This window comes from Pseudomonas hormoni (assembly GCF_018502625.1).
GTDB classification, from domain to species: domain Bacteria; phylum Pseudomonadota; class Gammaproteobacteria; order Pseudomonadales; family Pseudomonadaceae; genus Aquipseudomonas; species Aquipseudomonas hormoni.
In genome coordinates this window covers 5,657,346-5,683,646 of the sequence record NZ_CP075566.1, presented here as the reverse complement: position 1 = coordinate 5,683,646, position 26,301 = coordinate 5,657,346, and the positions used below count along the sequence as shown (strand labels likewise).

General features: G+C 60.2%; 25 protein-coding genes. 12 read left to right on the top strand and 13 right to left on the bottom strand.

Annotated features, from left to right (window positions below; genetic code table 11):
- Positions 1-8 precede the first annotated feature (8 nt).
- Entirely contained in the window at positions 9-1,205 is a 1,197-nt protein-coding gene (locus tag KJF94_RS26440) for a DUF3142 domain-containing protein (protein WP_214379977.1), read from the top strand.
- The gene (locus KJF94_RS26435) at positions 1,192-3,315 is read left to right on the top strand and encodes a hypothetical protein (RefSeq protein ID WP_214379976.1); all 2,124 of its coding nucleotides are present in this window, start codon (positions 1,192-1,194) and stop codon (positions 3,313-3,315) included. Before KJF94_RS26440 ends, KJF94_RS26435 begins: the two co-directional genes overlap by 14 nt.
- On the opposite strand, the gene KJF94_RS26430 is transcribed toward KJF94_RS26435, so the two are convergent.
- Positions 3,316-3,945, bottom strand: coding sequence for a LysE family translocator (locus tag KJF94_RS26430; protein ID WP_214379975.1), 630 nt, complete (start codon positions 3,943-3,945; stop codon positions 3,316-3,318).
- 144 nt (positions 3,946-4,089) lie between these two features.
- Between KJF94_RS26430 and KJF94_RS26425 the strand changes: the two genes are divergently transcribed.
- A complete protein-coding gene (locus KJF94_RS26425; RefSeq protein ID WP_095052308.1) occupies positions 4,090-4,563 on the top strand; it encodes an Lrp/AsnC family transcriptional regulator in 474 nt (157 codons plus the stop codon).
- Positions 4,564-4,680: 117 nt separating this feature from the next.
- On the opposite strand, the gene lpdA is transcribed toward KJF94_RS26425, so the two are convergent.
- Positions 4,681-6,081 carry a dihydrolipoyl dehydrogenase gene (lpdA, locus tag KJF94_RS26420; RefSeq protein ID WP_214379974.1) on the bottom strand — a complete coding sequence of 467 codons (1,401 nt, stop codon included), beginning with the start codon at positions 6,079-6,081 and terminating at the stop codon, positions 4,681-4,683.
- A gap of 217 nt (positions 6,082-6,298) precedes the next feature.
- Between lpdA and hflK (KJF94_RS26415) the strand changes: the two genes are divergently transcribed.
- From hflK (KJF94_RS26415) to cfaB, 5 genes are all read left to right on the top strand, one after another.
- Positions 6,299-8,257, top strand: coding sequence for a protease modulator HflK (gene hflK, locus KJF94_RS26415; RefSeq protein WP_214379973.1), 1,959 nt, complete (start codon positions 6,299-6,301; stop codon positions 8,255-8,257).
- The gene (gene hflC, locus KJF94_RS26410) at positions 8,254-9,315 is read left to right on the top strand and encodes a protease modulator HflC (RefSeq protein ID WP_214379972.1); all 1,062 of its coding nucleotides are present in this window, start codon (positions 8,254-8,256) and stop codon (positions 9,313-9,315) included. The genes hflK (KJF94_RS26415) and hflC overlap by 4 nt, the downstream gene beginning before the upstream one ends.
- Positions 9,312-10,370, top strand: coding sequence for a protease modulator HflK (gene hflK / locus KJF94_RS26405; protein WP_084317663.1), 1,059 nt, complete (start codon positions 9,312-9,314; stop codon positions 10,368-10,370). The genes hflC and hflK (KJF94_RS26405) overlap by 4 nt, the downstream gene beginning before the upstream one ends.
- Positions 10,367-12,277, top strand: a complete 1,911-nt coding sequence (locus KJF94_RS26400) for a cation-translocating P-type ATPase (RefSeq protein ID WP_214379971.1) — start codon at positions 10,367-10,369, stop codon at positions 12,275-12,277. The genes hflK (KJF94_RS26405) and KJF94_RS26400 overlap by 4 nt, the downstream gene beginning before the upstream one ends.
- Positions 12,278-12,467: 190 nt before the next feature.
- Positions 12,468-13,652: a C17 cyclopropane fatty acid synthase CfaB gene (gene cfaB, locus KJF94_RS26395; protein ID WP_214379970.1), complete on the top strand. Its 1,185-nt coding sequence runs from the start codon at positions 12,468-12,470 to the stop codon at positions 13,650-13,652.
- Here cfaB and cls read toward each other — a convergent pair.
- On the bottom strand, positions 13,649-15,088 hold the full coding sequence (gene cls, locus KJF94_RS26390; RefSeq protein WP_214379969.1) for a cardiolipin synthase: 1,440 nt from the start codon (positions 15,086-15,088) through the stop codon (positions 13,649-13,651). The two genes, cfaB and cls, sit on opposite strands and share 4 nt — an antisense overlap.
- Before the next feature lie 131 nt (positions 15,089-15,219).
- Here cls and KJF94_RS26385 point away from each other — a divergent pair, with 131 nt between their 5' ends.
- Positions 15,220-15,741: a DUF3617 domain-containing protein gene (locus KJF94_RS26385; RefSeq protein ID WP_150711425.1), complete on the top strand. Its 522-nt coding sequence runs from the start codon at positions 15,220-15,222 to the stop codon at positions 15,739-15,741.
- A gap of 79 nt (positions 15,742-15,820) precedes the next feature.
- Here KJF94_RS26385 and KJF94_RS26380 read toward each other — a convergent pair whose 3' ends face one another.
- From KJF94_RS26380 to KJF94_RS26345, 8 genes are all read right to left on the bottom strand, one after another.
- Positions 15,821-16,717 (bottom strand): His/Gly/Thr/Pro-type tRNA ligase C-terminal domain-containing protein, encoded by an 897-nt coding sequence (locus KJF94_RS26380; RefSeq protein WP_214379968.1) that lies wholly within the window; start codon positions 16,715-16,717, stop codon positions 15,821-15,823.
- 17 nt (positions 16,718-16,734) lie between these two features.
- Entirely contained in the window at positions 16,735-18,072 is a 1,338-nt protein-coding gene (locus tag KJF94_RS26375; protein ID WP_214379967.1) for a dihydroorotase, read from the bottom strand.
- Between the two features lie 14 nt (positions 18,073-18,086).
- A complete protein-coding gene (locus KJF94_RS26370; protein ID WP_214379966.1) occupies positions 18,087-18,635 on the bottom strand; it encodes a gamma carbonic anhydrase family protein in 549 nt (182 codons plus the stop codon).
- A complete protein-coding gene (locus KJF94_RS26365; protein ID WP_214379965.1) occupies positions 18,632-19,507 on the bottom strand; it encodes a metal ABC transporter substrate-binding protein in 876 nt (291 codons plus the stop codon). The genes KJF94_RS26370 and KJF94_RS26365 overlap by 4 nt, the downstream gene beginning before the upstream one ends.
- A gap of 11 nt (positions 19,508-19,518) precedes the next feature.
- Positions 19,519-20,385: a metal ABC transporter permease gene (locus KJF94_RS26360; RefSeq protein WP_214379964.1), complete on the bottom strand. Its 867-nt coding sequence runs from the start codon at positions 20,383-20,385 to the stop codon at positions 19,519-19,521.
- Positions 20,385-21,053 (bottom strand): metal ABC transporter ATP-binding protein, encoded by a 669-nt coding sequence (locus KJF94_RS26355; protein WP_214379963.1) that lies wholly within the window; start codon positions 21,051-21,053, stop codon positions 20,385-20,387. The genes KJF94_RS26360 and KJF94_RS26355 overlap by 1 nt, the downstream gene beginning before the upstream one ends.
- Entirely contained in the window at positions 21,050-21,946 is an 897-nt protein-coding gene (folE2, locus tag KJF94_RS26350; protein WP_214379962.1) for a GTP cyclohydrolase FolE2, read from the bottom strand. The genes KJF94_RS26355 and folE2 overlap by 4 nt, the downstream gene beginning before the upstream one ends.
- Positions 21,947-22,051: 105 nt before the next feature.
- Positions 22,052-22,429 carry a glutamine synthetase gene (locus tag KJF94_RS26345; RefSeq protein WP_214379959.1) on the bottom strand — a complete coding sequence of 126 codons (378 nt, stop codon included), beginning with the start codon at positions 22,427-22,429 and terminating at the stop codon, positions 22,052-22,054.
- A 143-nt stretch (positions 22,430-22,572) separates the two neighbouring features.
- Between KJF94_RS26345 and zigA the strand changes: the two genes are divergently transcribed.
- The gene (gene zigA, locus KJF94_RS26340) at positions 22,573-23,781 is read left to right on the top strand and encodes a zinc metallochaperone GTPase ZigA (protein WP_214379957.1); all 1,209 of its coding nucleotides are present in this window, start codon (positions 22,573-22,575) and stop codon (positions 23,779-23,781) included.
- Positions 23,781-24,431 carry a DUF1826 domain-containing protein gene (locus KJF94_RS26335; protein ID WP_214379955.1) on the top strand — a complete coding sequence of 217 codons (651 nt, stop codon included), beginning with the start codon at positions 23,781-23,783 and terminating at the stop codon, positions 24,429-24,431. Before zigA ends, KJF94_RS26335 begins: the two co-directional genes overlap by 1 nt.
- A 4-nt stretch (positions 24,432-24,435) precedes the next feature.
- On the opposite strand, the gene KJF94_RS26330 is transcribed toward KJF94_RS26335, so the two are convergent.
- Entirely contained in the window at positions 24,436-24,792 is a 357-nt protein-coding gene (locus KJF94_RS26330; protein ID WP_214379953.1) for an NADH:ubiquinone oxidoreductase, read from the bottom strand.
- A gap of 27 nt (positions 24,793-24,819) precedes the next feature.
- Here KJF94_RS26330 and KJF94_RS26325 point away from each other — a divergent pair, with 27 nt between their 5' ends.
- Positions 24,820-25,785, top strand: a complete 966-nt coding sequence (locus KJF94_RS26325) for a CobW family GTP-binding protein (RefSeq protein WP_214379951.1) — start codon at positions 24,820-24,822, stop codon at positions 25,783-25,785.
- On the opposite strand, the gene KJF94_RS26320 is transcribed toward KJF94_RS26325, so the two are convergent.
- Positions 25,782-26,195, bottom strand: coding sequence for a DUF3301 domain-containing protein (locus KJF94_RS26320; RefSeq protein WP_017341595.1), 414 nt, complete (start codon positions 26,193-26,195; stop codon positions 25,782-25,784). The genes KJF94_RS26325 and KJF94_RS26320 overlap by 4 nt on opposite strands.
- Positions 26,196-26,301 lie beyond the last annotated feature (106 nt).

Here is a 26,301-nt window from a genome sequence, read left to right as displayed (position 1 = left end):
GATGCTTTATGGTTTTTCTCGCTCGCCTGTCGGGCTTGCTGGTGATGGTGGCGCTGCTTGCTGGTTGCGAACGACAGGACGCGCCGCCGCTTGATCAACAACTCTACGTCTGGCAACGGCAATGGACGCCGGCCCACGAAGCTGCACTCAAAGACAGTCGCGCGGACTTTTCCACTCTACGAGTGCTGGCCTTGCAGGCCTTCCCCCGGGCGGGTTGGAGCCGGGCGCGAATCGATGCGGCGCTGCTCAAACAGGATGGCCGGCCGCTTATCGCGGTGATTCGTCTCGATGGCCAGCTCAAGTCGCTGGACCAGGACGAAGTGACCACGCAGATCCGCCAGGTGCTTGATGATTGGCAAGCGCAGGGGCTGATCCTCGCCGGTGTGGAAATCGACCACGATGCCGGCAGCGCCCGACTACCGGCCTATCGGAAATTTCTCACGGCTTTGCGCGCGGTTCTTCCGGCCCCCATGCCGCTCAGTATTACGGCATTACCCGCCTGGCTCGACAGCCCCGAACTGCCGACGTTGTTATCCACAGTCGATAGCAGCGTGTTGCAGGTGCATGCGGTGAGCGATCCGCGCAGGGGCTTGTTTGACCCGGATCAGGCGCAAAAATGGGCGAAGGCCTGGAGCCGCATCACTTCGAAACCTTTTTATCTGGCGCTGCCGGCCTATGGCGTGGCGTTGTTGCCGCAGACCGGCGGTGCACCGCTGGTGGAGAGCGAAGTGCCGGTTGAACGCGGCGGCGAACGTCGGGAACTGCTGGCCGATCCGCAGCAACTGCGAACACTGGCCGCTGAATTACGCAACGATCCGCCGGCGCATCTGGCCGGCCTGATCTGGTTTCGCTTGCCCCTGGCCAATGATCGCCGGGCCTGGAGCCTGACGACCTTGGGCGCCGTAGCCCGCGGCGACACCCTCGACAGTCGCCTGACGCTGAAACTCTCGTCGCAGGATGGCCTCTATGACGTCAGCATCAGCAATCAAGGCAACCTCGACAGCGTCTGGCCCGAGCGTCTGACACTCGCGGTGCGAGGCTGTGATGGCGCCGATGCCCTCGCCGGTTATGCGTTGCAACAGAGCCCGGATCTGCTTACCTTCACCCGCCTGCGCGACGGGCGAATACCGGCCGGCGGGCAGCGCGCCATCGGTTGGGCGCGCTGCACACACATTGATCAAGGAGGTTCAAATGTTCACCCGTAACTGGCCCCGCCATTTGCTCTGCCTGAGCCTCAGCTTGCCGCTGGGCTCGGCATTGGCCTGCGGGCCGGATTTTCCCATGCGCCTGCTCGACAACCGGGGCCAGTCGCTGGCGGAACTGCCGGAAGGCAATTTTCAGTTCGAGATCAATCGTCTCGGGCATGCGATTGCGGGGCTGAAGAACGTCACCGAAGTCGTCTACAGCAGCATGGACGCGTCCGACTACGCCGAGCAGCGGGACAAGGTCGAGCAGGCGGGTTTGACCGTGGAGCAGCAAGCGCAGGTAACACAGTTGCGCAGTTTGACCGATGCTCATCAGGTAGAAGCACAGGGCGCGAGTTTGCCGACTGAACTCGTGCTCTATCTGGCGGGTGCCGTGGCGTTCAACGCGGGTGACCATGGATTGGCCGCCGACTACTTCCAGAAAGTGCTGGCGCTCCCGGCGGATCAACGCGCGTTACGCAGCACCTGGGCCGCGTATTCGCTGGGCCGCGCACTGTTTGCCATGAGCGCTGAAGCGGACGCGACGCCCGACCTGCTGACGCAATCGCGCAAAGCCTTCGAGCAGACCCGGCAACTGAGCATCGACGGTTTCAGCGACCCGCTGGAACTGGGCGTCGCCAGCCTTGGCGAAGAAGCACGCGTGGCGCGCACGGCGGGTGACTGGAACCGTGCCATTGAGCTCTATGCCACGCAAAACCTCCACGGTTCAGCGGTGGGATACACCTCGCTGAAACTATTGGTGGCGGATCTGACGGCGATGCCCGACGAGCAATTGACTGCGTTGCTCAAGGGCAAACCGGTGCAGCAACTGGTCACTGCATCTCTGATCAGCCGGTTAGGTTGGTCATTTGGTGATCAACCGTCGAACGAAAAAAAACTGATCAAGTTGCTACAAGCCAGCACCCGCGGCAGTCTGGATAACGCCGATCGACTGGCGGCGATGAATTATCAACAGGGCGACTACGCCAGCGCCAAGGCTTTCCTGGAACACGCTGGCGACGGTGGCCTGGCGTGGTGGCTGCGGGCGAAACTGGCGATGCGCGAGGGCGATAAAACCGCCGCCGCCGCGGCGTACGCCAAAGCGGCTCAGGCCTTTCCGCAGAATGAATCCTGGGGTCAGCGGCGAACGCCGGACTGGGACTTTGAATCGCTGCAGCCCAAGTGCCGGGTCGAAGGCGAAAGCGCAATCCTGGCGTTGCAACGCGGGGATTATCTGCAAGCGTTCGATCAGCTCTATCGCAGCAACGACATTTACTGGTTCGACGCGGCGACTGTCGCCGAGCGCGTGCTGACTGTCGATGAGCTCAAGCATTACGTCGACACTCAGGTGCCGGCACCGCCGTCGCTGACTCAGCAGGATCTGGATAACTATGTGCCGTTGCCGGTGGCGGCGAAGTTGCGCAACTTGCTGGGGCGGCGATTGCTGCGTGAAGAGCGTTACGAAGCAGCACCTGTGTATTTCGACAACGCCGAACTGCAAGCCAAGGCCAAGTGGTACGCAGAGTTGCGCCACGATGCCGAATCGAAATGGTGGCCGACCAAACGAGCGTTCGCTTACTTCCACGCCGCCACACTGGCCCGTTTCGATGGAATGGAGCTGTTGGGCTACGAGATGTCCCCGGATTACGCTACGTTCGGTGGCAATTACAGTCTCGAAAGCACCGAACTCAAGGTCGGTCCACTAGTGGCTGAAGAGGAGGTCAAGCGTCAGCAGGCCAGCGCAGCTCAACCCGATCAGCGTTACCACTATCGTTATGTCGCCAATGCATTGGCCAGCCGCGCTGCCGATCACTTGCCTCATACCAGTCAGGCCTTTGCCATGGTGCTGTGTGCGGCGACGGGGTGGAACAGCGGCCCGGAAGAAAAAAGCGCCTTCTATCAACGCTACGTGAAAGAAGGGCCTTATATGAACCTGGGAGGTTTTTTCGGCGAGCACTGTGCTTATCCTGACTTCCTGAACGCAGACAAACGCTACGTCACTCAAGCATTGAGCCCGATCCGGGCAACCTTGCGACCTTACAAAAAGTGGCTGGAAATAGGAGGTGTCGTGATGTTTACAGCGCTCGCGCTGCTGCTGATCAATCGTCACAAGCGTAAGGCACGCCAGTAATCAGGCCTGTTGAACAAAGGTCAGTCGCACCGCGAAGCCAATCAGCAAGCTGCCAAATAACCATTGCTGGAAGCGCTGGGCCGAGGGACTGCGTTGCAGCCAGCGGCCAAGCGCGGCGCCGGCCAATGCGTAGGCGCTGTCGAACACCAAACCGACACCGACCAGCACCACACCCAGGGTCGTGAATTGAGCGAGCACCGGCCCTGCGTGCGGATCGATGAACTGCGGCAACAACACCGAGCAGAACAACAGCGCCTTGGGGTTAAGCAGGTTGGTCAGCAATCCGCGCTGGATCGCTTCGCGCCAACGTGGTTTTCCACAGGTTGCCTCTGCATCGTTCAGGTTCGGCAGCATCGTGGTTCGCAGGCACTGAATGCCGATCCACAACAGGTAGGCGGCTCCCGCCAGGCGCACCACATCGAAGGTCCAGGGCGCAGCCTTGAACAGCGCCGCCAGCCCCAACGCCGCCAGTAACACGTGGCAACCCCGTGCGATGCCCAAACCCACGGCCGTCGCCAGCGCCGCGCCTTTGCCTTGGCGTGCGCCGGTCTGTAGCAGCAGAATCATGTCCGGGCCTGGCAACAGGTAAACCACCGCCAATGCCATGAAAAACAGCCAGAGTCCTGCCACGATGCACCCCATTCGTTGTCGATTCGGTAGGGCCAGTCTAGGGCGGAAGGTCAGGGCAGGTGGTTGCGTAGTTTGCTTCTAATTAGTTTTTGGTTGGCATAACCTGCCATTCAATGACTACTAAACCATCAGGATCTGCCAAACATGAAACTGGACGCCTACGACCGCAAGATTCTCGCGGCCCTGCAACGGGATGGTCGGTTGAGCAACGTGCAACTGGCTGACGAGATCGGTCTGTCCGCGTCGCCCTGTCTGCGTCGGGTACGAATGCTTGAAGAGGCGGGGGTGATTCGCGGCTATCAGGCTAATCTGGATCGCGATGAAGTCGGGCTTGGGCTGACGGTGTTTGTCGGGGTCAAGGTTGAGCGCCACAACGACGAGCAGGCCGAGGCTTTTCGTCTGGCCGTGACGGCTTTGCCCGAGGTGGTTTCGGCGTTTCTGGTGTCCGGGGAATCGGATTTTTTGCTGCAGGTGGTGGTACCGGATTTGCGTGCGTACGACCGTTTTCTCACCGGGCGATTGCTGAAATTGCCGGGCGTGAGCGACATCCGCAGCAACTTTGCGATTCACACGGTGAAAACGCCGGGAGCGTTGCCTTTAGAGCATTTACCGCTTTAGACCGAGTTGCCCCCCTTCGCGAGCAGGCTCGCTCCCACATTAGATCTGTGGCGTACACAAAACCAATGTTGGCTTGCTCGCGAAGGCGGTCGACCGGCCCCAGCACATCTCCAGCCCCTACATCTGCGTAGCCATCCCCTCCACATTCATCGCCGCCTGGCGCAACGCCTCGGAGCGGGTCGGGTGTGGGTGACACGTCAGCGCGATGTCTTCCGCAGAGGCGCTGAACTCCATGGCCACGCAATATTCGCCAATCATTTCGCTGACACTCGGGCCCACCAGGTGCACACCGAGAATTTCGTCGGTGCGCTCGTCGGCCAGCACTTTGGCAAAGCCTTCGGTCTCATGGTTGATCTTCGCCCGGCTGTTGGCGGTGAACGGGAATTTGCCGACCTTGTACGCGCGGCCTTCAGCCTTGAGTTGCTCTTCGGTCTTGCCGACGCTGGCGAGTTCCGGTCGGGTGTAAATGACGTTGGGAATCAGGTCGTAATTGACCTCGCCGGCCTTGCCGACGATCTGCTCGACGCAGGCCATGGCTTCATCTTCAGCCTTGTGCGCGAGCATCGGCCCGGACGTGACATCACCAATGACCCACACGCCGGCCGCTTCAGTGCGATGGCCCCTGTTGGCAAGCATGCCGCTCTTGTCCGTGCTGAGGCCGACGTTCTCCAGGCCCAAACCCTGGGTGTAAGGCCGGCGCCCGATGGCCACCAGCACGTAATCGGCTTCCAGTAACTCGGCGGTACCGCCGGCGGCCGGTTCAACGCTGAGTTGCACGCCATTTGCCGAGGTAGTGGCGCTGGTGACTTTCGAACTCAACTTGAAACTGATGCCTTGCTTGCTCAATGAACGTTGAAGGGTTTTGCCTGCTTCAGCGTCCACACCGGGGCAGATCCTGTCGAGAAATTCGACGACCGTCACCTGTGCACCCAGACGTCGCCAAACTGAACCCAGTTCCAGGCCAATGACCCCGGCGCCAATCACCACCAGATGCTTGGGCACTTCGGATAAAGACAGCGCACCTGTGGAATCGAGGATGCGTTGGTTGTCGATTTCTACGCCGGGCAGGGGAGTGGGCTCCGAACCCGTGGCAATGATGATGTCCTTGGCGCTCAGCTCGGTTTTGCCACCCTCGCTATCCGTTACCGTGACTTTGCCCGGGCCGTCGATGTGCCCCCAACCCTTGATCCAGTCGACCTTGTTTTTTCGAAACAAAAACTCGATGCCTTTGGTCAGCCCGGTCACGCTTTCATCCTTCTGCTTCATCATTTGCGCGAGGTTGAGCGTGGGTTTGACCTCGATCCCCAGGTTGGCGAATTCCGCGCCCATGGCTGCGTCGTACAGTTCGGAAGCATGCAGCAGCGCCTTGGACGGCATGCATCCGACGTTCAGACAGGTGCCGCCGAGGGTGGCGCGGCCTTCGACGCAAGCGGCTTTCAGGCCTAACTGGCCAGCGCGGATCGCCGCGTTGTAACCACCGGGGCCTCCGCCCAGAATCACGACGTCATAGCTGCTCATGGATTTGCTCCTGGATTGAATGGGAATCGGGCTGGATAAACGTAGTCCGTGGAGAAAATTACGAGCGTAATATGTGCGCTCCTCGGTCTTTCGGTCAAGGCTTCAGCCAAGCGACAGGTTAAGCATCTTTAGATAGAGCAATTGAGTACAAAAATTTCACGACTTTCGTTATATCGTAACGAATTGCGACCTGAGCAAAGAACAACACTGGGGTGGTATGCAAGTCGATCTCGAAGTTGAGGGAGCCGCGGTAGCCGGGCTGCCGCGTTTTCAGCAGGCAGTCTTTCAAGGGCGACGATTGCGACAGTTGGCAATCGGCCTCGGCGCGCTCGCGGCGACAGGGCTGGTGCTGGCGTTTTTTGCCGGGCTGTTTGCGTCGCAATCGTTTTGGCCGGCGTTGCTGGTCAATCAGAGCGCCGGTCTGCTGGTGCTGATCGCCGGGCTGCAATCGGCGTGGTGGGTGACGCAATGGCGCGCACGGGCGATGAATCCCCCAGCGCCGCCAGTGGAGATCGAAGTCGCTGACGCTGCGGTTGGCTGGTATGAACAACTGCTGGAGCGGATCGGCCAACGATCGACGCGGATGCTGGCGCAGATCGGCGCACCGACGCTGTGGCTCGGTGGCTGGGCGTTGTTGGCGCTGTTCAGCATCAACCAGGTCTGGAACCTGGCGCTGCCACCTGCCGCGCCAGGTTTTTCGGCCAATGTCGGTGCTGCATTGTCGTTGCTGCTGGCTTTCGGTTTGCTGGTGGTGGAGCGGCAGCTTGCCCAGGAAAACGTGGCCCAGTGGCCTGAAGCTGGGCAGTTGGCGCAGCTGACTCGCGTGGCAATCATCAGCCTTGTGTTGAGCGCGTTGTGTCTGCTGTTCGGCAGCGAGGTGTCGGTCTGGCCGGTGCGACTGGCTGTGCTGATCGGGCTGCTGCCGGGTCTCGTCGCGGTCGAACTGCTGCTGCGTGCAGTGCTGTCATTGTTCAGTCCCCGGCGCGAACAACTGGAACCTGCATTGCTCGCCCGAAGCTTCGTCGCCGACATGCTGCGCTGGCCACCCCAGCCCCTGTTGGCGTTGCAGCATGAACTGCATAACCGCTTCGGCATCGATCTGCGGCAAATCTGGGCGTTCACCTACATGCGTCGCGCGTTTGTGCCGGTGCTGGCGGTGGTCGCTATTGTTGGCTGGTCACTGACCGGTATTCACGAAATACCTCTGCAGGGGCGGGGCATCTACGAGCGCTTCGGCAAACCGGTTGAGGTGTTCGGTCCCGGTTTACACGCAGGTTTGCCGTGGCCGCTGGGTCGAGTGTTGCGTGTCGAGAACGGCGTGGTCCATGAGTTGGCCACGAGTGTCGGCGAAGCAGCGGCGCCCATTGCGGCGGCGCCCGCTGAAGGTCCAGCGCCGGCAGTTGCCAATCGCTTGTGGGACGCCAGCCATGTGAATGACAAATCCCAGGTCATCGCCAGCAGCCGTGCCGACAGGCAGAGCTTCCAGATCGTCAACATGGACGTGAGGTTCGTTTACCGCATCGGCCTGACGGATCAAGCGGCGATGGCCGCGACCTACAACAATGCCGATGTACCGACGCTGATCCGCAGCACCGCCAGCCGGATTCTGGTTCACGATTTCGCCTCGCGAACCCTCGACGGTTTGCTCGGCGAAGACAGGGTAGGGCTCGCCGATGAGATAGGCCGCGCGGTGCAGGCGGACCTGCAAACACTCGGCAGCGGCGTGGAAATTCTCGCGACCGTGGTCGAGGCGATTCATCCTCCGGCCGGCGCAGCCAACGCTTATCACGGCGTGCAAGCGGCACAGATTGGTGCGCAGGCATTGATCTCACGCGAACGCGGCGCGGCGGCAGAGGCGACCAATCAAGCGCAAATGCAGGCCAGCATCGCTCGCGACCAGGCGACGGCCAACGCGCGTGAAATCAATGCAGCGGCGCAAGCAGCGGATCTGAAATTCAGCGCCGAGCAAAAAGCCTATGCCAGCGCCGGCCAGGCTTTCGTGCTGGAGCAGTATTTCAGCCAACTTTCCCAAGGACTGGCTAACACAAGGTTGCTGGTTCTCGATCATCGTTTGGGCGGCAGCAACAACGCGCCGACCATCGACCTCCGTACGTTCACGCTGCCGGCTGACCCCGCGCCGGCGCGTCAAACCGCTCAGCCAGGAGCTGCCAAATGAGCCAGTCGCACACTCACGATCATGCTGACCACGCCGGGCACGATCACGACCACGCCGGGCACGATCACGACCATGGCGGGCATCACCACGGGCATCACCATCATCACCACGGCGATCCACAAGTAGCCGGTCCCTTCCCTTGGCGGCGTATGGGTTGGGCAGCGTTGTTGGTGGCGTTTGCCATCGCGGCGGCGAGCCTGGTGCAAGTGCGTTCCGGCGAAGCCACGGTTATCACGCGCTTCGGCAATCCGTCGCGTGTGTTGCTGGAGCCGGGCCTGGGCTGGCGTTGGCCCGCACCGTTTGAAGCGGCGATTCCTGTCGACTTGCGTCTGCGCACCACGTCCAGCGGTTTGCAGGATGTGGGCACGCGCGACGGTTTGCGTATCATCGTTCAGGCTTACGTGGCGTGGCAGGTTCAAGGTGATCCGGACAATGTGCAGCGCTTCATGCGCGCGGTGCAGAATCAGCCCGACGAAGCGGCGCGGCAGATTCGCACCTTTGTCGGCTCGGCGCTGGAGACCACGGCCAGCAGTTTCGATCTGGCCAATCTAGTGAACACCGATGCCAACCAGGTGCACATTGCCGATTTCGAAGCGCAACTGCGCCAGCAAATCGATCAGCAGTTGCTCACCACGTATGGCGTTCGCGTGCTGCAAGTCGGCATCGAGCGTTTGACCTTGCCGTCGGTAACCCTGTCCGCCACGGTCGATCGCATGCGTGCCGAGCGTGAAACAATCGCCACTGAACGCACGGCCATCGGTAAACGCGAAGCGGCGCAAATCCGTTCTGCCGCCGAACGTGATGCGCGAATCGTTCAGGCCGATGCCACTGTTAAATCTGCCGACATTGAAGCCCAGTCCCGCGTCGAAGCCGCGCAGATTTACGGACGCGCCTACGCCGGATCACCGCAGCTGTATAACTTGCTGCGCTCCCTCGACACCTTGGGCACCATCGTTACGCCTGGCACTAAACTGATTCTGCGCACCGACGCTGCGCCATTTCGAGTACTGGTTGACGGTCCGCCGACCCTCGATACCAAGTCCGGGTCGCAGCCATGAGTTTGGTTCCACGTGGAACAAATGAGTTGAGCAGCCCCTGGATTCAGGCCGGGCGATTGGCTTTTCTCGCACTGTACGCGGTGACGGTGCTGGCCGCGTTGGCCTGGGCGTTTTCCAATGTTCGGCAAATCGACCCGCAGAATCGCGCGGTGGTGTTGCACTTTGGGGCGCTGGATCGCATCCAGAATGCCGGTCTGCTTTTGGCATGGCCGCGACCGTTCGAGCAGGTCATTTTGTTGCCGGCGGCCGATCGGGTGATCGAGCGGCGGGTGGAAAATCTGCTGCGCAGTGATGCCGCGTTACAGGCCGACCGAGTCGCCACATTCGCCACGCCGCTCAGTGATGCGCTCGCGGGGTCCGGTTATTTGCTGACCGGTGACGCCGGTGTGGTGCAACTGGATGTGCGAGTCTTTTACAAAGTCACCGAACCCTATGCGTTCGTGCTTCAAGGCGAACATGTCCTGCCGGCACTGGATCGCCTTGTGACTCGCAGTGCCGTGGCGCTGACGGCCGCCCGGGATCTGGACACCATCCTGGTGGCGCGACCGGAACTGATTGGCGCGGGTAGCCAGGCCGCCGAAAGACGTGAGCGCCTGCGTGGAGATCTGGTGCAAGGCATCAATCAGCGACTCGCTGATCTTGCGGCGACCGGGCAGGGCCTGGGGATCGAAGTGGCGCGAGTCGATGTGCAATCGAGTCTGCCGGGGCCGGCGGTCAACGCCTTCAACGCGGTTCTGACGGCGAGTCAGCAAGCGGATAAGGCGGTGGCAAACGCACGCACCGAAGCCGAGAAGCTCACGCAAACCGCCAACGAACAAGCCGACCGTACGTTGCAGGTCGCCCACGCTCAAGCGAGTGAACGACTGGCTAAAGCGTCCGCCGACACGGCCACCGTGTTGAGTCTGGCCAAGGCGCAACAACAGGGCACCGACCCGCAAATGCTGCTGCGCCTCTACCGCGAGCGCATGCCGAAAATTCTCGGTCAGGCCGGCTCGGTGACCACGGTCAATCCGAAAGACGATTCCCGCCTGATCATTCAGGGAGCTGCACAATGACTGCGCAAAACGCCGCCGCGCCGAGCCTGTTGTCCTCGGCCGAACAACGCAGCGCCGCCCGCCAGCTGACCCTGGCCATGCTTGCATTGGGTTTGTTGGCGCTGGGTTTGATCTGGCGCTGGTGGTCGCCGGAGCAAACCGGTGTCAGTCAATTGCTGTTGGGTTTTGCCTCATTGCTGGTGGCTGTGCCGGTGATGCGTTCGGCCTGGTACAGCTTGCGTTATCCGAGCTTGCACGGGATCACCGATCAATTGATCGCCCTGGCCATGCTCGGTGCCTGGGCGACCGGCGATCTGCTGACCGCTGCGTTGCTGCCGATCATCATGATCTTCGGCCACGTGCTGGAAGAGCGCAGCGTGATCGGTTCCCAGGAAGCGATTCACGCGCTGGGCAAACTGACGCGCAGCCATGCGCGCAAGATTCAGGCAGACGGCTCCATCGTCGAAGTCGACAACGGTACGCTCAAGGCCGGTGACCGGGTGGAAGTTCGCGCTGGCGACCGAGTGCCGGCCGATGGCCGCGTGCTCTCCGGTCAGGCGAGTCTCGACACGGCTTCGATCACCGGCGAGTCGGTGCCGGTGGAGGCGGGTGTCGGGATGTCCGTGTTCGGCGGGGCGATCAACCTCGACGGCCTGCTGCGTATCGAAGTGACGCGTACGGGCAGCGAGTCGACCCTCGGCAAAGTCATTGCGCTGATGCAAAGCGCCGAGCGTTCAAAACCGCCGATTACCCGATTGCTGGAACGCTACGCTGGCAGCTACATGGTGTTGGTGTTGCTGCTGGCCGCCGTCACCTGGTTCATCACCAACGATGCGCAGGCGATGCTCGCGGTGTTGGTGGCAGCCTGTCCGTGTGCGCTGGTGTTGTCGGCACCGGCCACGGCGATTGCCGGGGTTGCGGTTGCTGCTCGCCACGGGATTCTGATTCGCAGTTCGGCGTTTCTCGAAGAGCTGGCAGACCTGACCTCGCTGGTGGTCGACAAGACCGGGACGCTGACCTTCGGCACCTTGCGCCTGCAATCCATCGACAGTCCGCTGGAAGATCGCGGTCACGTATTGAAACTCGCCGCCAGCCTCGGTTCCGCCAGCAGTCACCCGGTCAGTCGCGCACTCGCCGGGTTGGTCACTCAGGAACATTTTATGCTGCTCTCGAACATTCACGAACGGCAGGGTCTGGGCGTGGTGGCGATGACGGAGCAGGGCGAAGCGGCACTCGGTCGGCCAGAATTGTTTGCACAACTGGGCATTCCCACGTCAGCCGTTCCCGAACACGATGGCCCGATTGCCGGGCTCGCGCTTGATGGTGAATTTCTCGCTTGGCTGTTGCTGGCGGACAGCGTCAAACCCGAAGCGCGGTTTGCCTTGAACGAGTTGCGTGAACTCGGGCTGGGCCGGCAGCTATTGCTCACCGGTGATCGCCAGAGTGTCGCAAATACCTTGGCTGGGGACGTCGGGATCGTCGATGTCGAGGCCCAGGCTTTGCCCGAGGACAAACTCAAACGCGTGCTCAAGGAGATCGACAGCGGCTTCCGGCCGATGGTCGTCGGTGACGGCATCAATGATTCGCTGGCGCTCAAGGCGGGCGTGGTCGGCGTTGCCATGGGGGCGGGCGGGGCTGACATTGCCTTGGCTTCCGCCGACATCGTGCTGATCGGCAGTGATCTGCGTCGGCTCGGCACCTGCGTGCGTTTGAGTCGCCAGTGCCGGAACACGTTGCAGGTCAACGTGATCATCGGTCTGGGCTGGACGTTGGCAATTGTGGCCTTCGCCGCATTCGGCTGGCTTGGCGCGGCCGGGGCGATGATTGCGGCGTTGCTGCATAACCTGAGTACTTTACTGGTACTGGGTAATGCCGGGCGGCTGCTGCGCTTTCAGGAGCCATTGCTCAAACTGAAGGACGATATTTGAGGGGGTTCAACTTTTCAGAACTGTGCGTCCGATTCGTAGTCATCTAGGGTAAGGGCAATCACTTCTGTGAATTGTGACGGGTTGGTTTAAACGCTGCGGGTCATAGAAAAGGGCTATTAAATCGATAGCCTGCTATTTTTCAAGGATGGTCTAACCTCACATCAGACGTCTGAAACAAGGGGGATATTCCATGCTCGCGCAACTTCCACCGGCCTTACAGAATCTGCAGCTACCGTTACGCCTGCGACTCTGGGACGGCCATGAATTCAATCTGGGGCCGACGCCCAGCGTCACGATTGTGGTCAAGGACCCACAAATGGTTACCCAGTTCACTCATCCAAGCCTGGACGCGCTCGGAGCGGCGTTTGTCGAGGGCAAACTCGAGCTCGAAGGCTCCATCAGCGACGTGATCCGCGTTTGCGATGAATGGAGCCATGCGTTGCTGGGGGACATGGACAGTCAGCCCGTGCGCACCACCCACGATAAGGAAACTGACGCCAGCGCAATTTCCTATCATTACGACTTGTCCAATGCGTTTTATCAGCTGTGGCTCGACAGTGACATGGCGTATTCATGCGCCTATTTCGAGACCGGAAGCGAGACGCTGGAACAGGCCCAGCAAGCCAAATTCCGCCACTTGTGTCGTAAGTTACGACTGCAACCTGGCGAGTATCTGCTGGATGTCGGTTGCGGTTGGGGCGGTTTGGCGCGCTATGCGGCGCGTGAGTTCGGCGCGAAAGTGTTCGGGATCACGCTGAGCAAAGAGCAACTGGCCCTGGCCCGTGAACGGGTAACGGCCGAAGGCCTCGACGATCTGGTCGAGCTGCAACTGCTGGACTACCGCGATCTGCCTCAGGATGGGCGCTTCGATAAAGTGGTCAGCGTCGGCATGTTCGAACATGTGGGGCACGAGAACCTTTCGGAGTACTGCAAAACGTTGTTCGGCGCGGTGAAAGAGGGTGGTCTGGTGATGAACCACGGGATCACCGCCAAGCACACCGATGGCCGTCCGGTGGGGCGCGGTGCCGGGGATTTCATCGGGAAGTATGTGTTCCCCAATGGTGAGCTACCGCACCTGTCGATGATTTCTGCCGAGATCAGCGAAGCGGGTCTGGAGATCGTCGATGTCGAGAGTCTGCGCCTGCATTACGCGCGCACTCTGGACCACTGGAGTGAACATTTGGAAGACAATCTGGAAGCCGCCGGCAAGCTCGTGCCTGAGCAGGCACTGCGTATCTGGCGGCTGTACCTGGCGGGATGCGCTTATGCGTTCGCCAAGGGCTGGATCAACCTGCACCAGATCCTCGCGGTGAAAGCGCACCCCGATGGTAGCCATGAACTGCCATGGACCCGCGACGACATCTACACCCCTTAAAGTATCGGAGAAATGAGCCGGGCGATCCGCATGCCGACCTGTTGCAGACGGTGCATTTCCCGGCTTTCTTCTTTGGCGACTTCATGGGCCTGCGCAAAATCGTCGTTGAGCATCTGTTCCACTTCGCCGGCAAACACACTGTCGACCGTCAGCAACATCACTTCGAAATTCAGCCGGAACGAACGGTTGTCCAGGTTGGCGCTGCCGATGGCGCTGATTTCGCTGTCGATCAACACCACTTTCTGATGCAAGAAACCGGGTTCGTAGCGGAACATCCGTACGCCGGCACGTACGGCTTCGAAGGCGTACAGGCTGGAGGCGGCGTAGACAATCCGGTGGTCGGGCCGGGACGGCAGCAGAATTCGCACATCGACACCTCGCAGCACCGCCAGTCGTAACGCCGCGAACACTGCTTCGTCAGGGATGAAATAGGGGCTGGTGATCCACACCCGTTCCGTCGCCGCGTGGATGGCTTCGACAAAGAATAGTGAACAGGTTTCGTAGGAATCGGCTGGGCCGCTGGCGAGCAATTGGCAGAGTACGCCGTCGTCGGGATAAACGTCCGGCAGTATCAACGGCGGCAACGACCGCGCCGCCCAGAACCAGTCTTCGGCGAAAGACTCCTGCATGCAGGCCACCACCGGCCCGCGCACGCGAACGTGGGTATCGCGCCACGGCGCCAGAGGTGGTTTCTCGCCCATGTACTCGTCGCCAACGTTATGTCCGCCGACGAAGCCGAGCACACCGTCGACCACGACGATCTTGCGGTGGTTGCGAAAGTTGACCTGGAAGCGATTGAGCCAGCCGCTGCGCGTCGCGAACGCTTTGACCTCGACACCCGCCTCGCGCAACGGCTGCACGTAACTGTGGGGCAGGGAGTGGCTGCCGATGCGGTCGTACAACAGATAAACGGCGACGCCTTCCGCGGCTTTTTTCAACAGCAGGGTTTGCAGGCGCTGGCCGAGGCGATCGTCGTGGATGATAAAGAACTGGATCAGCACGGCTTCCTTGGCGTGGCTGATGGCTTCGAAAATCGCCTCGAAAGTGGCCGGGCCGTTGATCAGCAGGCGGACCTCATTGTTCGCCAGACACGGCATGCGTCCCAGCTTCGGCATTGCCCTTAATGAAGCGTAAGCGTTGGAAGCGCGTGCCGTCAGGGCCTCTTCGACCCAGGGCCGCCAGTTCAACTCGGAGATGGCCTTGCGCATTTCCTCGTTGGCCTGTCGCCGCGCCTTGATATAACCATCGAAGGTGCTGCGGCCGAAGACCAGATACGGGATAAGCGTGAGGTAGGGAATGAACAGCAACGACAGGGCCCAGGCGATCGAGCCCTGGGCGGTCCGAACGGTCAATACGGCATGGATGGCGGCGATCAGCCCTAACGAGTGCAACAGTGCGATCAGATAACCGAAAACATGCGGTCCAAAATAATCCATGGGGCAGCCTTGCTCCTGAAGATTCAGTGCTTAACAGACCATGTTCCGTGCAGAATGTCGCTATTTAATTGGCCCATGAACCGAAGCCTGTGGCTGACGTCTAACGGCCACTAATGATCAGGAGTTACACGATGAACGTTCGTCTGCTGGGTTTGGCCGTGGCTTTTGGTTTGGCTCTTCCTGTGGCCGCTCAGGCGCAGATGCTGCAGCCGGGCTTGTGGGAATTGACCTCGAGCAACATGAAGGTCGATGACCAGAACCTGCCGGATCTGCAATTGATCCTAGGCCAGATACAAAGTCAGATGACCCCTGAACAGCGGGCGCAGCTGGAGAAGCAGGGCATCACGATGGGCGGCAAGGGCATTCGCGCTTGCCTGACGCCGGAGCAGGTTAAGAGCGACAACATCCCGCTGACGGATCCGCAGTCGGGCTGCAAGCAGGAAATCACCGAGCGCACCGGCAACCAGTGGAAATTCCGCTTCAGCTGCCCGAAAGCGCAGGGCGCGGGTGTGGCTACTTTCTTGAGTGATCGTGAGTTCACCACCAAGGTGAATGGCACGTTCAACGCTACGGGCATTCAGCAGAAGGGTAGCCTTGATACTCGCGCTGTCTGGTTGGGGCAGGATTGCGGGACTGTTAAGCCAAGAGCATAAAAGCTTCGCGGGCAAGCCTCGCTCCTACAGGATTTATATCGTCCCTGTAGGAGCGAAGCTTGCTCGCGAAGGCGTCACTTCAAACCCCCGCAATCCCTATTGACCTCAGCCAATTGCAAACCGCATCAACCGCCATCCTGCCAAAATCCTCCCCGGTACGACTGCGCACACTGACAAATCCGCCTTCTTTTTCTTTCTCCCCGATCACCACCAGATACGGCACTTGCTGACTGTGCTCGCGAATCTTGTGGCGGATTTTCTCGTTACGCAGATCGGCGCGAGCGCGTACACCGCTTCGGCGCAACGCTTCAGTCACCGACTGTGCGTACTCTGCCTGACGATCATCCATGCTGACGATCATCACGTGCGGCGGTGCCCGCCAGTTGTCCAGTTCCTCCTGGCAGGACCAGCAGGTGCCATAGATCCGTTGTGGTGATGTGCCGCTGATGTGTTCGAGCGCGAAGGCCTGCAATACTCGGGTGGCGGGAACATGCGGACCCGACGAGACACACTCGAACCCCCCCAGAAGGTAGGAGGATAACTGCTCTGTTGGCGTAGGCGTCTTGCGGCGGCGGATCGAATGATTGGTAGCCGCCAGTGTCTTCATGCGCGCTTCAATGGTGGCAAGGTCGACCAGGTTTAAATGACGCTCAAACTCGAATTCAAGGAAGAAGCCATCACCCAACGCCGAGCCTGTCTGCAAATGCGCTTTTGGATAAAGCTGTTTCACGGCCATCGCCAACACCAACGCGCAGGACCGGCGAAGAATCTCCAGCCCGTCGGGCTCTTGCGGCGTGACGATGTTGACCCGGGCATCGGCTTCGAGCATGAATTCACAATCCACCAAAACGCCGTCAACCCTTCCCGCGACAGCCGCTTTGGCCAGCCCGGGACCGATACTCGCGGCGAGTTCGTACACCGACAACGGTTGGTCGTATTCACGCAATGAACCATCGCTCAGGGTGATGTGAATCATGTTGGTGCTCTCGAGTGCTAGCGCATAAACCGTAGTGGTAAACCCTGACAGTTGTCATTAAGACATTTGTCTCGCCATGCGACTTGTCCGGACACCAGCGTGGTGTTGACGCTGTGGCGAAAGCGTCGTCGGGCAAAGGGCGTCCAGCCGCATTGAGACAGAATCGGCTGCTGAGAGACGGCAACGCCGTCAGGCTCGGGTTTGATCAGCACCAGGTCTGCCCAGTAACCTTCGCGCAAATAGCCACGGTCGGGAATAGCAAACAGATCAGCGACACGGTGACTGGTCTTGGCCACAAGCACAGTGATTGGCAACAGCCCGTCTGCCACCAACTCCAGCAGCGCGGGGAGGGCGTGCTGGACCAGCGGCAGACCGGACGGTGCCTGGCTGTAGGCGCGTTGCTTTTCGGCCCAGGTGTGCGGCGCATGATCGCTGCCGATGACGTCCAGTCGATGGCTCAGCAAGGCGTTACGCAAGGCGTCGCGGTCAGCCTGAGTCTTGATTGCCGGGTTGCATTTGATCTGGTTGCCGAGGTCCGCGTAATCACGATCATCGAAGAGCAAGTGGTGCAGGCAGACTTCGGCGCTGATGTGTTTCTGCGACAGCGGTTTGTCTTCGAACAATGCCAGTTCGCGTGCGGTGGTCAGGTGCAAAACGTGAAGTCGTGTGCAGTGACGCTTGGCCAGTTCCACCGCCATTGAGGACGAGCGAAAGCAGGCCTCGGCATTGCGGATTACAGGATGCGCCGCGGCGCAAATGTGTTCGCCCAACAGCGCTCGCAGATTCGTAGCGTTGGCGTCGATGCTGGGCGTGTGTTCGCAGTGGGCCAACAGAATCGTCGGCACCTCGGCGAACAGCCGCTCGAGAACCCTCGGATCGTCCACCAGCATGTTGCCCGTGGATGCACCCATGAACACTTTTACGCCGGCCACTTCGCAAGGATTGAGTGCGGCGACGGTGTCGAGATTGTCGTTGCTCACGCCGAAATGGAAGCCGTAGTTGGCCACCGAATTGATCGCCGCTCGACGCTTCTTGTCGGCGAGTGTGGCAAGGGTCAGTGTCGCCGGATGGGTGTTGGGCATGTCCATGAAACTGGTGATGCCACCGGCCACCGCTGCTCGGGATTCGGTGTAGAAACTGCCCTTGTCGGGCGAGCCGGGATCGCGGAAGTGCACCTGATCATCGATCATTCCTGGCAACAGCCACTGGCCGTCAGCATCGATTTCCACGGTCGCATTTTCGCCTTCAATGCTGCGGGCGATCTTGACGATGCGGCCATGGCTGACCAGAAGATCACCGTCAAATTCACGACCTTCATTCACCAGCCGGGCATTGCGAATCAGCACGCTGCTCATAGTCAGAACTCGTTTTACAGGGCTTTGTAGCCACGCACCAGATCAACATTGGTGCGCGCCACATCCTCGGAAAATTCCGAGGCGCTGACGCTGACCGGCGGGAACTGCGACAGGTCGGTGTTGGGCCCGATGCGGGTGGTGGAGGGCACGTAGAAATCCGTGGGCAAGTCGCGGCCGTCGACCACCGAGTTGTGCCGCACCACGCAGCCATCACCGACCGCGCAGTTGAACAGCACACTGTTGAAGCCGATAAACACCCGGTCGCCGACCGTGCACGGGCCATGAACGATGGAGCGGTGGGCGATCGAACTGAACTCGCCGATGGTCACCGCTGCGCCGGACTTGGAGTGAATCACCACGCCATCCTGGATGTTCGAATTGGCGCCGATGGTGATCGGCTCCATGGCGCCCGAAGCATCCACTTCATCGGCGCGGATCACGGCGTAGGGGCCGACGAAAACGTTCTCGCCGATCACCACTTTGCCGCAGATGATCGCGGTTTTATCGACGTACGCAGACTCGGCAATCAGCGGCAAATCGCCTGAAGGGTTCTTGCGGATCATGGCTTGCTCAACGCCTCGTATAGCGTGTTGAGGTTGTATTCGAACAGGCCGGCAAAAGTGCTGGCCGGACCGCTGGCGGCGAGGGCATCGGAGTACAGCGTGCCACCAATGTGCGCGCCGCTTTCATCGGCGATCTGCTTGAGCAGACGGGCGTCCTTGATGTTTTCCATGAACACCGCTTTGACCTTGGCCTGACGAATCTGGGTGATCAGCGCAGCGACTTCCGCGGCCGAAGGCTCGCGTTCGGTGGACAGACCTTGTGGCGCCATGAAGTCGATGCCATAGGCCTGACCGAGATAACCGAAGGCATCATGGGACGTTACGATCTTGCGGTTGCCCGGTGGCAGTGAACCGAGCTTGGCTTTTGCTTCGGCGAGCAGCGCGTAGATCTGTTTCAGGTAGGCCTGGCTGTTGCGTTCGTAGTCGGTTTGGTTCGCCGGGTCGGCGGCGATCAGGGCCTTGGTGATGTTGCTGATGTACAGCTCGGTGTTCGCCAGATTGTGCCAGGCGTGAGGATCGGGAACGGTCTCGCCGTCTTCATCCAGCGAGCGCGGAATGACACCACGGCTCGCGTTGATGACCGAGGCTTTGGTCTCGGTGCTGGTCACCAGGCGGTCCAGCCATTGCTCGAAACCCAGGCCGTTTTTGATGATCAGTCTGGCTTTGAGCAGCGCCTTGGCATCGTCCGGTGTCGGCTCGTACGTGTGGGCATCGGCGTCCGGGCCGACCATGTTGGTGATCTGGATATGCTCGCCGCCGACTTGATGAGTCAGGTCGGCAAGGATGCTGAAGCTGGTGACCACCTGCAGTTTTTCCGCAGCGGACAGCGACATCGACAGCATCAAACTGAACAGCACGAGTAAAGCGCGCATCGGGCAACACCTCATTGGGATGTGAGCAAAGGCGGGCGGCGCAGCAAACCGTGCACCGGTCCGAGCACCACGGACAGCAGATACAGACCGCCAGCCACCAGTACGATGGCCGGGCCGCTGGGCAGTGAGTAGTAGAACGACAGCAATAATCCGAGCCACACCGAGAGGCAGCCGAGCAGGGCGGCGATCCCAATCAACACAGGCAAGCGACGGCTCCAGAAGCGTGATGCGGCGGCGGGCAACATCATCAGGCCGACGACCATCAGCGCCCCGATGGCCTGAAAACCGATCACCAGATTCAGCACCACCAGCGTCAGAAACACGCCGTGGGCCAACGGACCGAGCCGGCTGACGGTTTGCAAAAAGAGTGGGTCGAGGGTGTCCAGTAGCAGCGGCTTGTAGATGAGTGCCATGGCGACAAGACTCAAACCAGAGACCCACACCATGCCGGTTAACGTGGGACCGTCGACCGCCAGCGCCGAACCAAAGAGCAGGTGCAGCAGGTCCAGACGTTTGCCGGCAATGCCGAGGATCAGCACACCACTGGCGAGGGAAATCGGGTAGATCGCAGCGAGGCTCGCGTCTTCTCGCAGCCCGGTGCGGCGGGTGATCCACGCGGCGAGCCCGGCCATGCTCAGGCCGGCGCCGAGGCCGCCGAGGGTCAGCGCCGGCAGACTCAGTCCGGCGAACCAGAAGCCAAGCGCCGCGCCGGGCAGGATGCCGTGTGCGACTGCATCGCCAATCAGGCTCATGCGCCGCAGGATCAGAAACACCCCGAGCGGTGCCGTGCTGCATGCCAACACCAATCCACCGAGCAGTGCCCTGCGCATGAACACGAACTCGTGGAAGGGTTGCCAAAGTTGAGCGGCAGCGAGCATCAGGCCACCTGCGTTTGGGGTTGTTGGCGAATCAGGTCGGCGCTTGGGCCGAGGACGCAGCCGCTACTTTTGATCAACAGTGTTTGAGGAATATGTTGGCGAACGGCGGCCAGGTTGTGACACACGACGACCAGGGTTCGGCCTTGGGCGTGCCATGCGTGGATGTGTTTCCACAGCAGTGACTGACCGAGTTCGTCGAGGGCGGCGTGGGGTTCGTCGAGTAACAGCAAGGGGGCTTCAGCGAGGCTTAAACGAGCGAGCAGGGCACGCTGCAATTCACCGCCGGAGAGGGCCATCAGTGGGCGCTGTTCCAGACCGGTCAGGCACCAATTTTCCAGCGTGGCTTTGAGACGTTGGCTTCGGACTTCGGGTGATTGTTTGCTGCCCCAGAAACCGGCGGCCACCAACTCTTGCAGACTGATCGGGAATTGCCGATCGAGGTGTTGTTGCTGGGGGAGGAATGAGAGCGAACCTTTGCGTGGAACATCAAGGATCACTTTACCGGTCAGTGGTTTTTGCAGGCCGGCGATGACTTTCAGCAGACTACTTTTTCCCGAACCGTTGGCCCCGATTACGGCGGTCAGGCTGCCCTTGGGCAATTCGAAATCCACCGGCGGCGTGAGCGGTTGTCCGGGCGCTCCCCAGCGCAAAGCCTCGCAGCGAATCATGCGGCCTCCCAGTTCCATCGACTTTCGGCGACGGCATCGTGGGCGTGCAGACTTTCTGCGTGGACGACTTTCAGGTGGAAGGCGTTGATGCCGGGAGAGCGTTTCAACGCCAGATTCAAGCGTCGAACAGCGTCTTCGCAGAACATCAGGTTTTGCCCATTGGCCAGGGCGAAGGCTTGTTCGTCGGCGCGCTTTACGGCGGTTTGCACGGCGGTGCCGAGGGCTGCTTCGGCATCGTTGATCAGCGCAATCAGTGGCAGGTCATCCAGATAGTCATCGAGACGCAGCTTTAAATGCGCGTTGCTGCGCTGGCTATGAGGCGTCGCAACGATACCTTTTGTGGAGCCGAGCCAAGCCAAAACTTCAGCGTGTTGCAGTGACTTGTTGGCGAAGTCATCGACGAATTGTTGTTGAATCAACTGCCGTGACAGTGCGGCTGAACAAGGACAGGTTGAGGAATAAGGGATTTCGATTTTTAGTTCCACGTGGAACATTGCGTTTTTCAAACGCGCTTCGATGCTAACCGGATAGTTTTTCCAGCCGGACAATGGACTGATGAGCGCCGGCCGTTTGAGCAGTAAATCAGCGTGGATGTTCAGGTGAGCGCTGTTGGACAGACCCTCATGCGTATCGAGAAATCGCTGCAAGACACGCCGCATTAGGGCTGGCGTCAGGTGTTCCTGCTCGAGCATTTCCAGCGCCAGGTACAGCCGCGACATATGAATGCCCCGCGCTCCTCCATCGTCGAGGCTCACGCCAGCGTCGGCCTTCGCGCTCAATCGCTGGCCATCGAAGAAAATGGGAAGAGCAATGCCGCACATGCCCACCCATTCAAGTGGCAGGGCTTGGCGTGAGGCCTGCGCGGCGATATCCGGCAGAGTCAGCGCATTCATGAGCAGGTCCATCGTGGAAGTCGGATCTGCATGTTATGTTATTACATTAAAATCGACTACGCCTTTTTCACGAACGGCTTTCGTCCTGCACAGATATCAGCAGGTCTAGCATCCGGTGATCCTGCTGCAGGTGAACTTGGCGCTGCTACCGCCGGAGCTGGAAAACCGATTGAGGGTGGTCCAGCCAACCCGACGGTTATAGCCGACCCAGGCTTCACCGTCGGAAGCGATGCCGGTGAAAAACGTCAGTTGTCCGTAGCGACTGTTGGTCTGCGCCCAGTAGCGCTTTCCCGCCCGTTCGAAACCCCGCAAATAGATCGTGTTGCCGACGGTGTTGACGCTGTAGGCGTTGCCGTCGGCATCCACGCAGGCCAGCAGGTTGGCGCTTCGGGTGCATTTTGCCAGGCTCGGGATTTGCGCCCAGGCGTCTACGGCGAGCAGCAGCGAAACGCTCATCAGCGTTAATTTGAGGGCAGTGCGCATGGGATTTCTCACGAACCGAACGGGCTCCAGCATCCTGCCCTTTGTGATGATGGGCAATAGGAGAGTGGCTTGAACGCATTGTTATACTATAACATTGAATTAAGCCCGACACTGTGACCGGGCATCCCCGTGAGGAATTCCTGATGCCCAATCGTCTCCCCGTGACCGTCCTGTCGGGCTTTCTCGGCGCCGGCAAAAGCACGTTGCTCAACTATGTGCTGCGTAACCGCGAAAACCTGCGAGTCGCGGTGATCGTCAACGATATGAGCGAGATCAACATCGATGGCAGCGAAGTTCAGCGTGACGTCACTCTGAACCGCGCCGAAGAAAAACTCGTGGAAATGAGTAACGGCTGCATCTGCTGCACGTTGCGTGAAGACCTGCTCGAAGAAGTCAGCAAACTCGCCAGGGACGGCCGCTTTGATTACTTGCTGATTGAATCCACGGGCATCTCCGAGCCACTGCCCGTGGCGGAAACCTTCACTTTCCGTGACGAAGAAGGGCAAAGCCTTGCCGACATCGCACGGCTCGACACCATGGTCACTGTGGTCGACGGCATGAACTTCCTGCTCGACTATCAGGCCGCCGAAAGCCTCGCTTCTCGTGGCGAAACCCTCGGCGAGGAGGACGAGCGCTCGATCACTGACTTGTTGATCGAGCAGATCGAATTCGCCGACGTGATCCTGATCAGCAAGATCGACTTGATCAGCAGCCGCGAGCGTCAGGAGCTGATCGCGATCCTCGAACGATTGAACTCGCAAGCCGACATCATCCCGATGGTCATGGGTGAAATTCCCCTGAAGAAAATCCTCAACACCGGTCGCTTCGACTTCGAGAAGGCTGCGCAGGCACCCGGCTGGTTGCAGGAACTGCGCGGCGAGCACGTGCCGGAAACCGAGGAGTACGGCATCGCCTCCACGGCCTACCGAGCACGCAGGCCCTTCCACCCGCAGCGCTTCTTCAGCTTTATCGAGCGGCCATGGGTGAACGGCAAACTGCTGCGCTCCAAAGGATTTTTCTGGCTGGCGAGCAAACCGATGGACGCGGGCAGCTGGTCCCAGGCGGGTGGTTTGATGCGCCATGGTTTTGCCGGACGCTGGTGGCGATTCGTGCCGAAAGCCCAATGGCCGCAGGACGAAGAAAGCACTACCGCGATCATGGAAAACTGGACCGCCACCACCGGTGATTGCCGCCAGGAACTGGTGTTCATCGGCCAGAACATCGACTTCACTCTACTCACCGCAGAGCTGGACGATTGCCTGCTGACCGATGATGAAATGGCATCTGGCGTCGAGGGCTGGCGATTGCTGCCTGATCCGTTCGGTCCCTGGTTTGAAGAGGAAGCGGCGTGATGTTGGCACCGACCTTGAAGCTTCGGCCGTTCATGTCTCAGGTTCAGGGCGAGACGCCGCAAACCCTCGCCCGAATTCTCGATGACGGCGTGAACCTCGCCATCTGGCAGCGCCAACTCCCGGTACACATCGCCGATTTTGGCAGACTGCTGCTGTCCTTGAACGAGCCATTGGCCGAGTCGTTATCGCTGGAAATCGCCAACGAAGACACCGAACCCAACCTCCGCGGATTGGCCTCGGGCTTCAGCGATCTCGAAAGCTATGAAGGTTTTATCGCCGACGTTTCCTGGCTGGTCAGCGCCTTTGCCTGCCTGCTCGGTGCCAAGCGTATTGGCGTGCGTTTGCGGGTTCTGGATAAAGCCATGTGCCCGCGCTTTCATGTCGATCATGTGCCGGTGCGTTTGATTACCACGTATGCCGGTGTTGGCAGTCAGTGGCTGAAAGATGGCGCGATGGATCGTCGCCAGTTGAGCCAGCCCGGAGCCGAACCCACGGACAGTTCGCTGATCCAGCAAATCGGCAGCGGCGCCGTCGCATTACTCAAGGGCGAGAAATGGCACGGCAACGAAGGTTTTGGCCTGATTCACCGCTCGCCGCAGCTCGCGCCGGGCGAGCGTCGTTTGATGCTGACCCTCGATTGGCTGAGTTAGCGGATCAAGGCTTGAGCCAGTTGCCCTGGCTCTGGCCTTCGCAAAACGGCTTCAGGTACGCCGCATCGGTGGCCACGCCGTAATAGTGAATATCCTGCCGGTAAGGCATATTGGCGACTTGAGCATTGCTGCACACGCCGAATGCGCCGCCGGGGCATTGGTCGACGTACTGCACTTCGACCTTCTGACCAGGAAGGTTCGGCTGACAGAAGCCATCGGCGAAGAGTTTTTCCGGGATGTTTCGGTTCTGCTGACAGACTTGCACGTCCAGTCGCTCAGCCGTGCTATGTACCACGCAAGCCTGGGCCAGCGCTTCGCCGCAAACCAGGGCCAAGAGCAACGTCCAGCCAATCAACCGCATCCTTTCACTCCTCAGAAAACACCGACCATGCTGCAGAACATTCCCACTCACGTCATTGCCGGCCCATTGGGCGCAGGCAAGACCAGTTTGATCAAGCACCTGCTGGCGCAGCGGCCGGCGAATGAGCGTTGGGCGGTGCTGATCAACGAGTTCGGCCAGATCGGCCTCGATGCTGCGTTGCTGACCCGGGACGCCGATGGTATCGCACTGGGTGAAGTGGCCGGGGGCTGTTTGTGTTGCGTCAATGGTGCGCCGTTTCAGATCGGCCTCGGGCGTTTGCTGCGCAAGGCACGGCCGGATCGGTTGTTTATCGAACCGTCAGGGCTCGGCCACCCGGCACAATTGCTCAGGCAGTTGAATGAGGCGCCGTGGGTCGGCGTGCTGGCGGTGCAGCCCTGCGTGGTGGTGCTGGATGCCCAGGCGCTCGCCGCTGGCAAATCGTTGCCGGTGACCCAGCAGGAGGCGTTGAACAGCGCTGGGTTGTTGCTGTTGAACAAATCGGAAAATCTCGAGGAGGGTGACCGGCTGCGAGTCGTCGCGCAGTTGCCACCACATCCCTTGTATTGGACGCAGCAGGCCAACCTCCCTTTGAAAAAGTTACCAGGTCTTAAGGTGCAGGCTGTGGCGGGTGTGGATAACTTCATCGCACCCAAAGGAGTGGCGCAGATGCCGGCCGTCTGGACCGATCCCGGGTTGCCGATTTGCCTGAGCCAGGAACAGGACGACGGCTGGAGCATCGGCTGGCGCTGGCATCCGAGCCAGACGTTCGATTCAGCGCGCGTTGGCCGGTGGCTCGAAAGCCTTGCCTGGCGGCGGGCGAAGCTGGTTATCCACAGCAGTGATGGTTGGGTTTCGGCGAATGCACTGGATAACTCGGCATTGGCGTGGCAGCCCAGCGAATGGCGCCGCGATTCGCGTATCGAATTGATTTTCAGTGAATCGCAGGAGGTTGATTCACTGCAAAGAGATCTGGCCGACTGCCGGTCGAGTTAAGGACGCCATTTGGTGTGTTCTTGCCGCCACTGACTAAGCTCAATCACTTCTGCGCGCGGTTTCACCACGTCGACCACCGGAGGCGTGTCGTCGAAGGGCATCGGGTAGGGGGCCAGTTCGATCTGCGCGCTGTGGGCGCCGAATTGGGTGATGGTGCCGTTATGGCGGGTTTCGCCGGTCACCGTGAATTCGAAGTTATACACACGGGCCAGACGTCGCCGACCATTGGCATCCTTGATGAATGCAATTTTTTTCAGCGCTACGTTGCCATCCAGCAACTCGATCCCGAGATTGCTGCAATGCTGCTTGACCCGCTCCAGCGCGCGCTCGCGCAAGCCATGGTTGTGCCACAGCCACGCGCCAGCGGTAGCGAGCAGCATCAGCACGAAGATATTTCCGAGGGTCAGCATCAACAGAGTGCTCCAACAAGATAGTGCCAGCTTAACTGCGTCGCCGGTCTGTCGTACAGGCTGCGTTTAGTCGCATACTGCGCGGCTCGAATTTCAATCGTTTTAC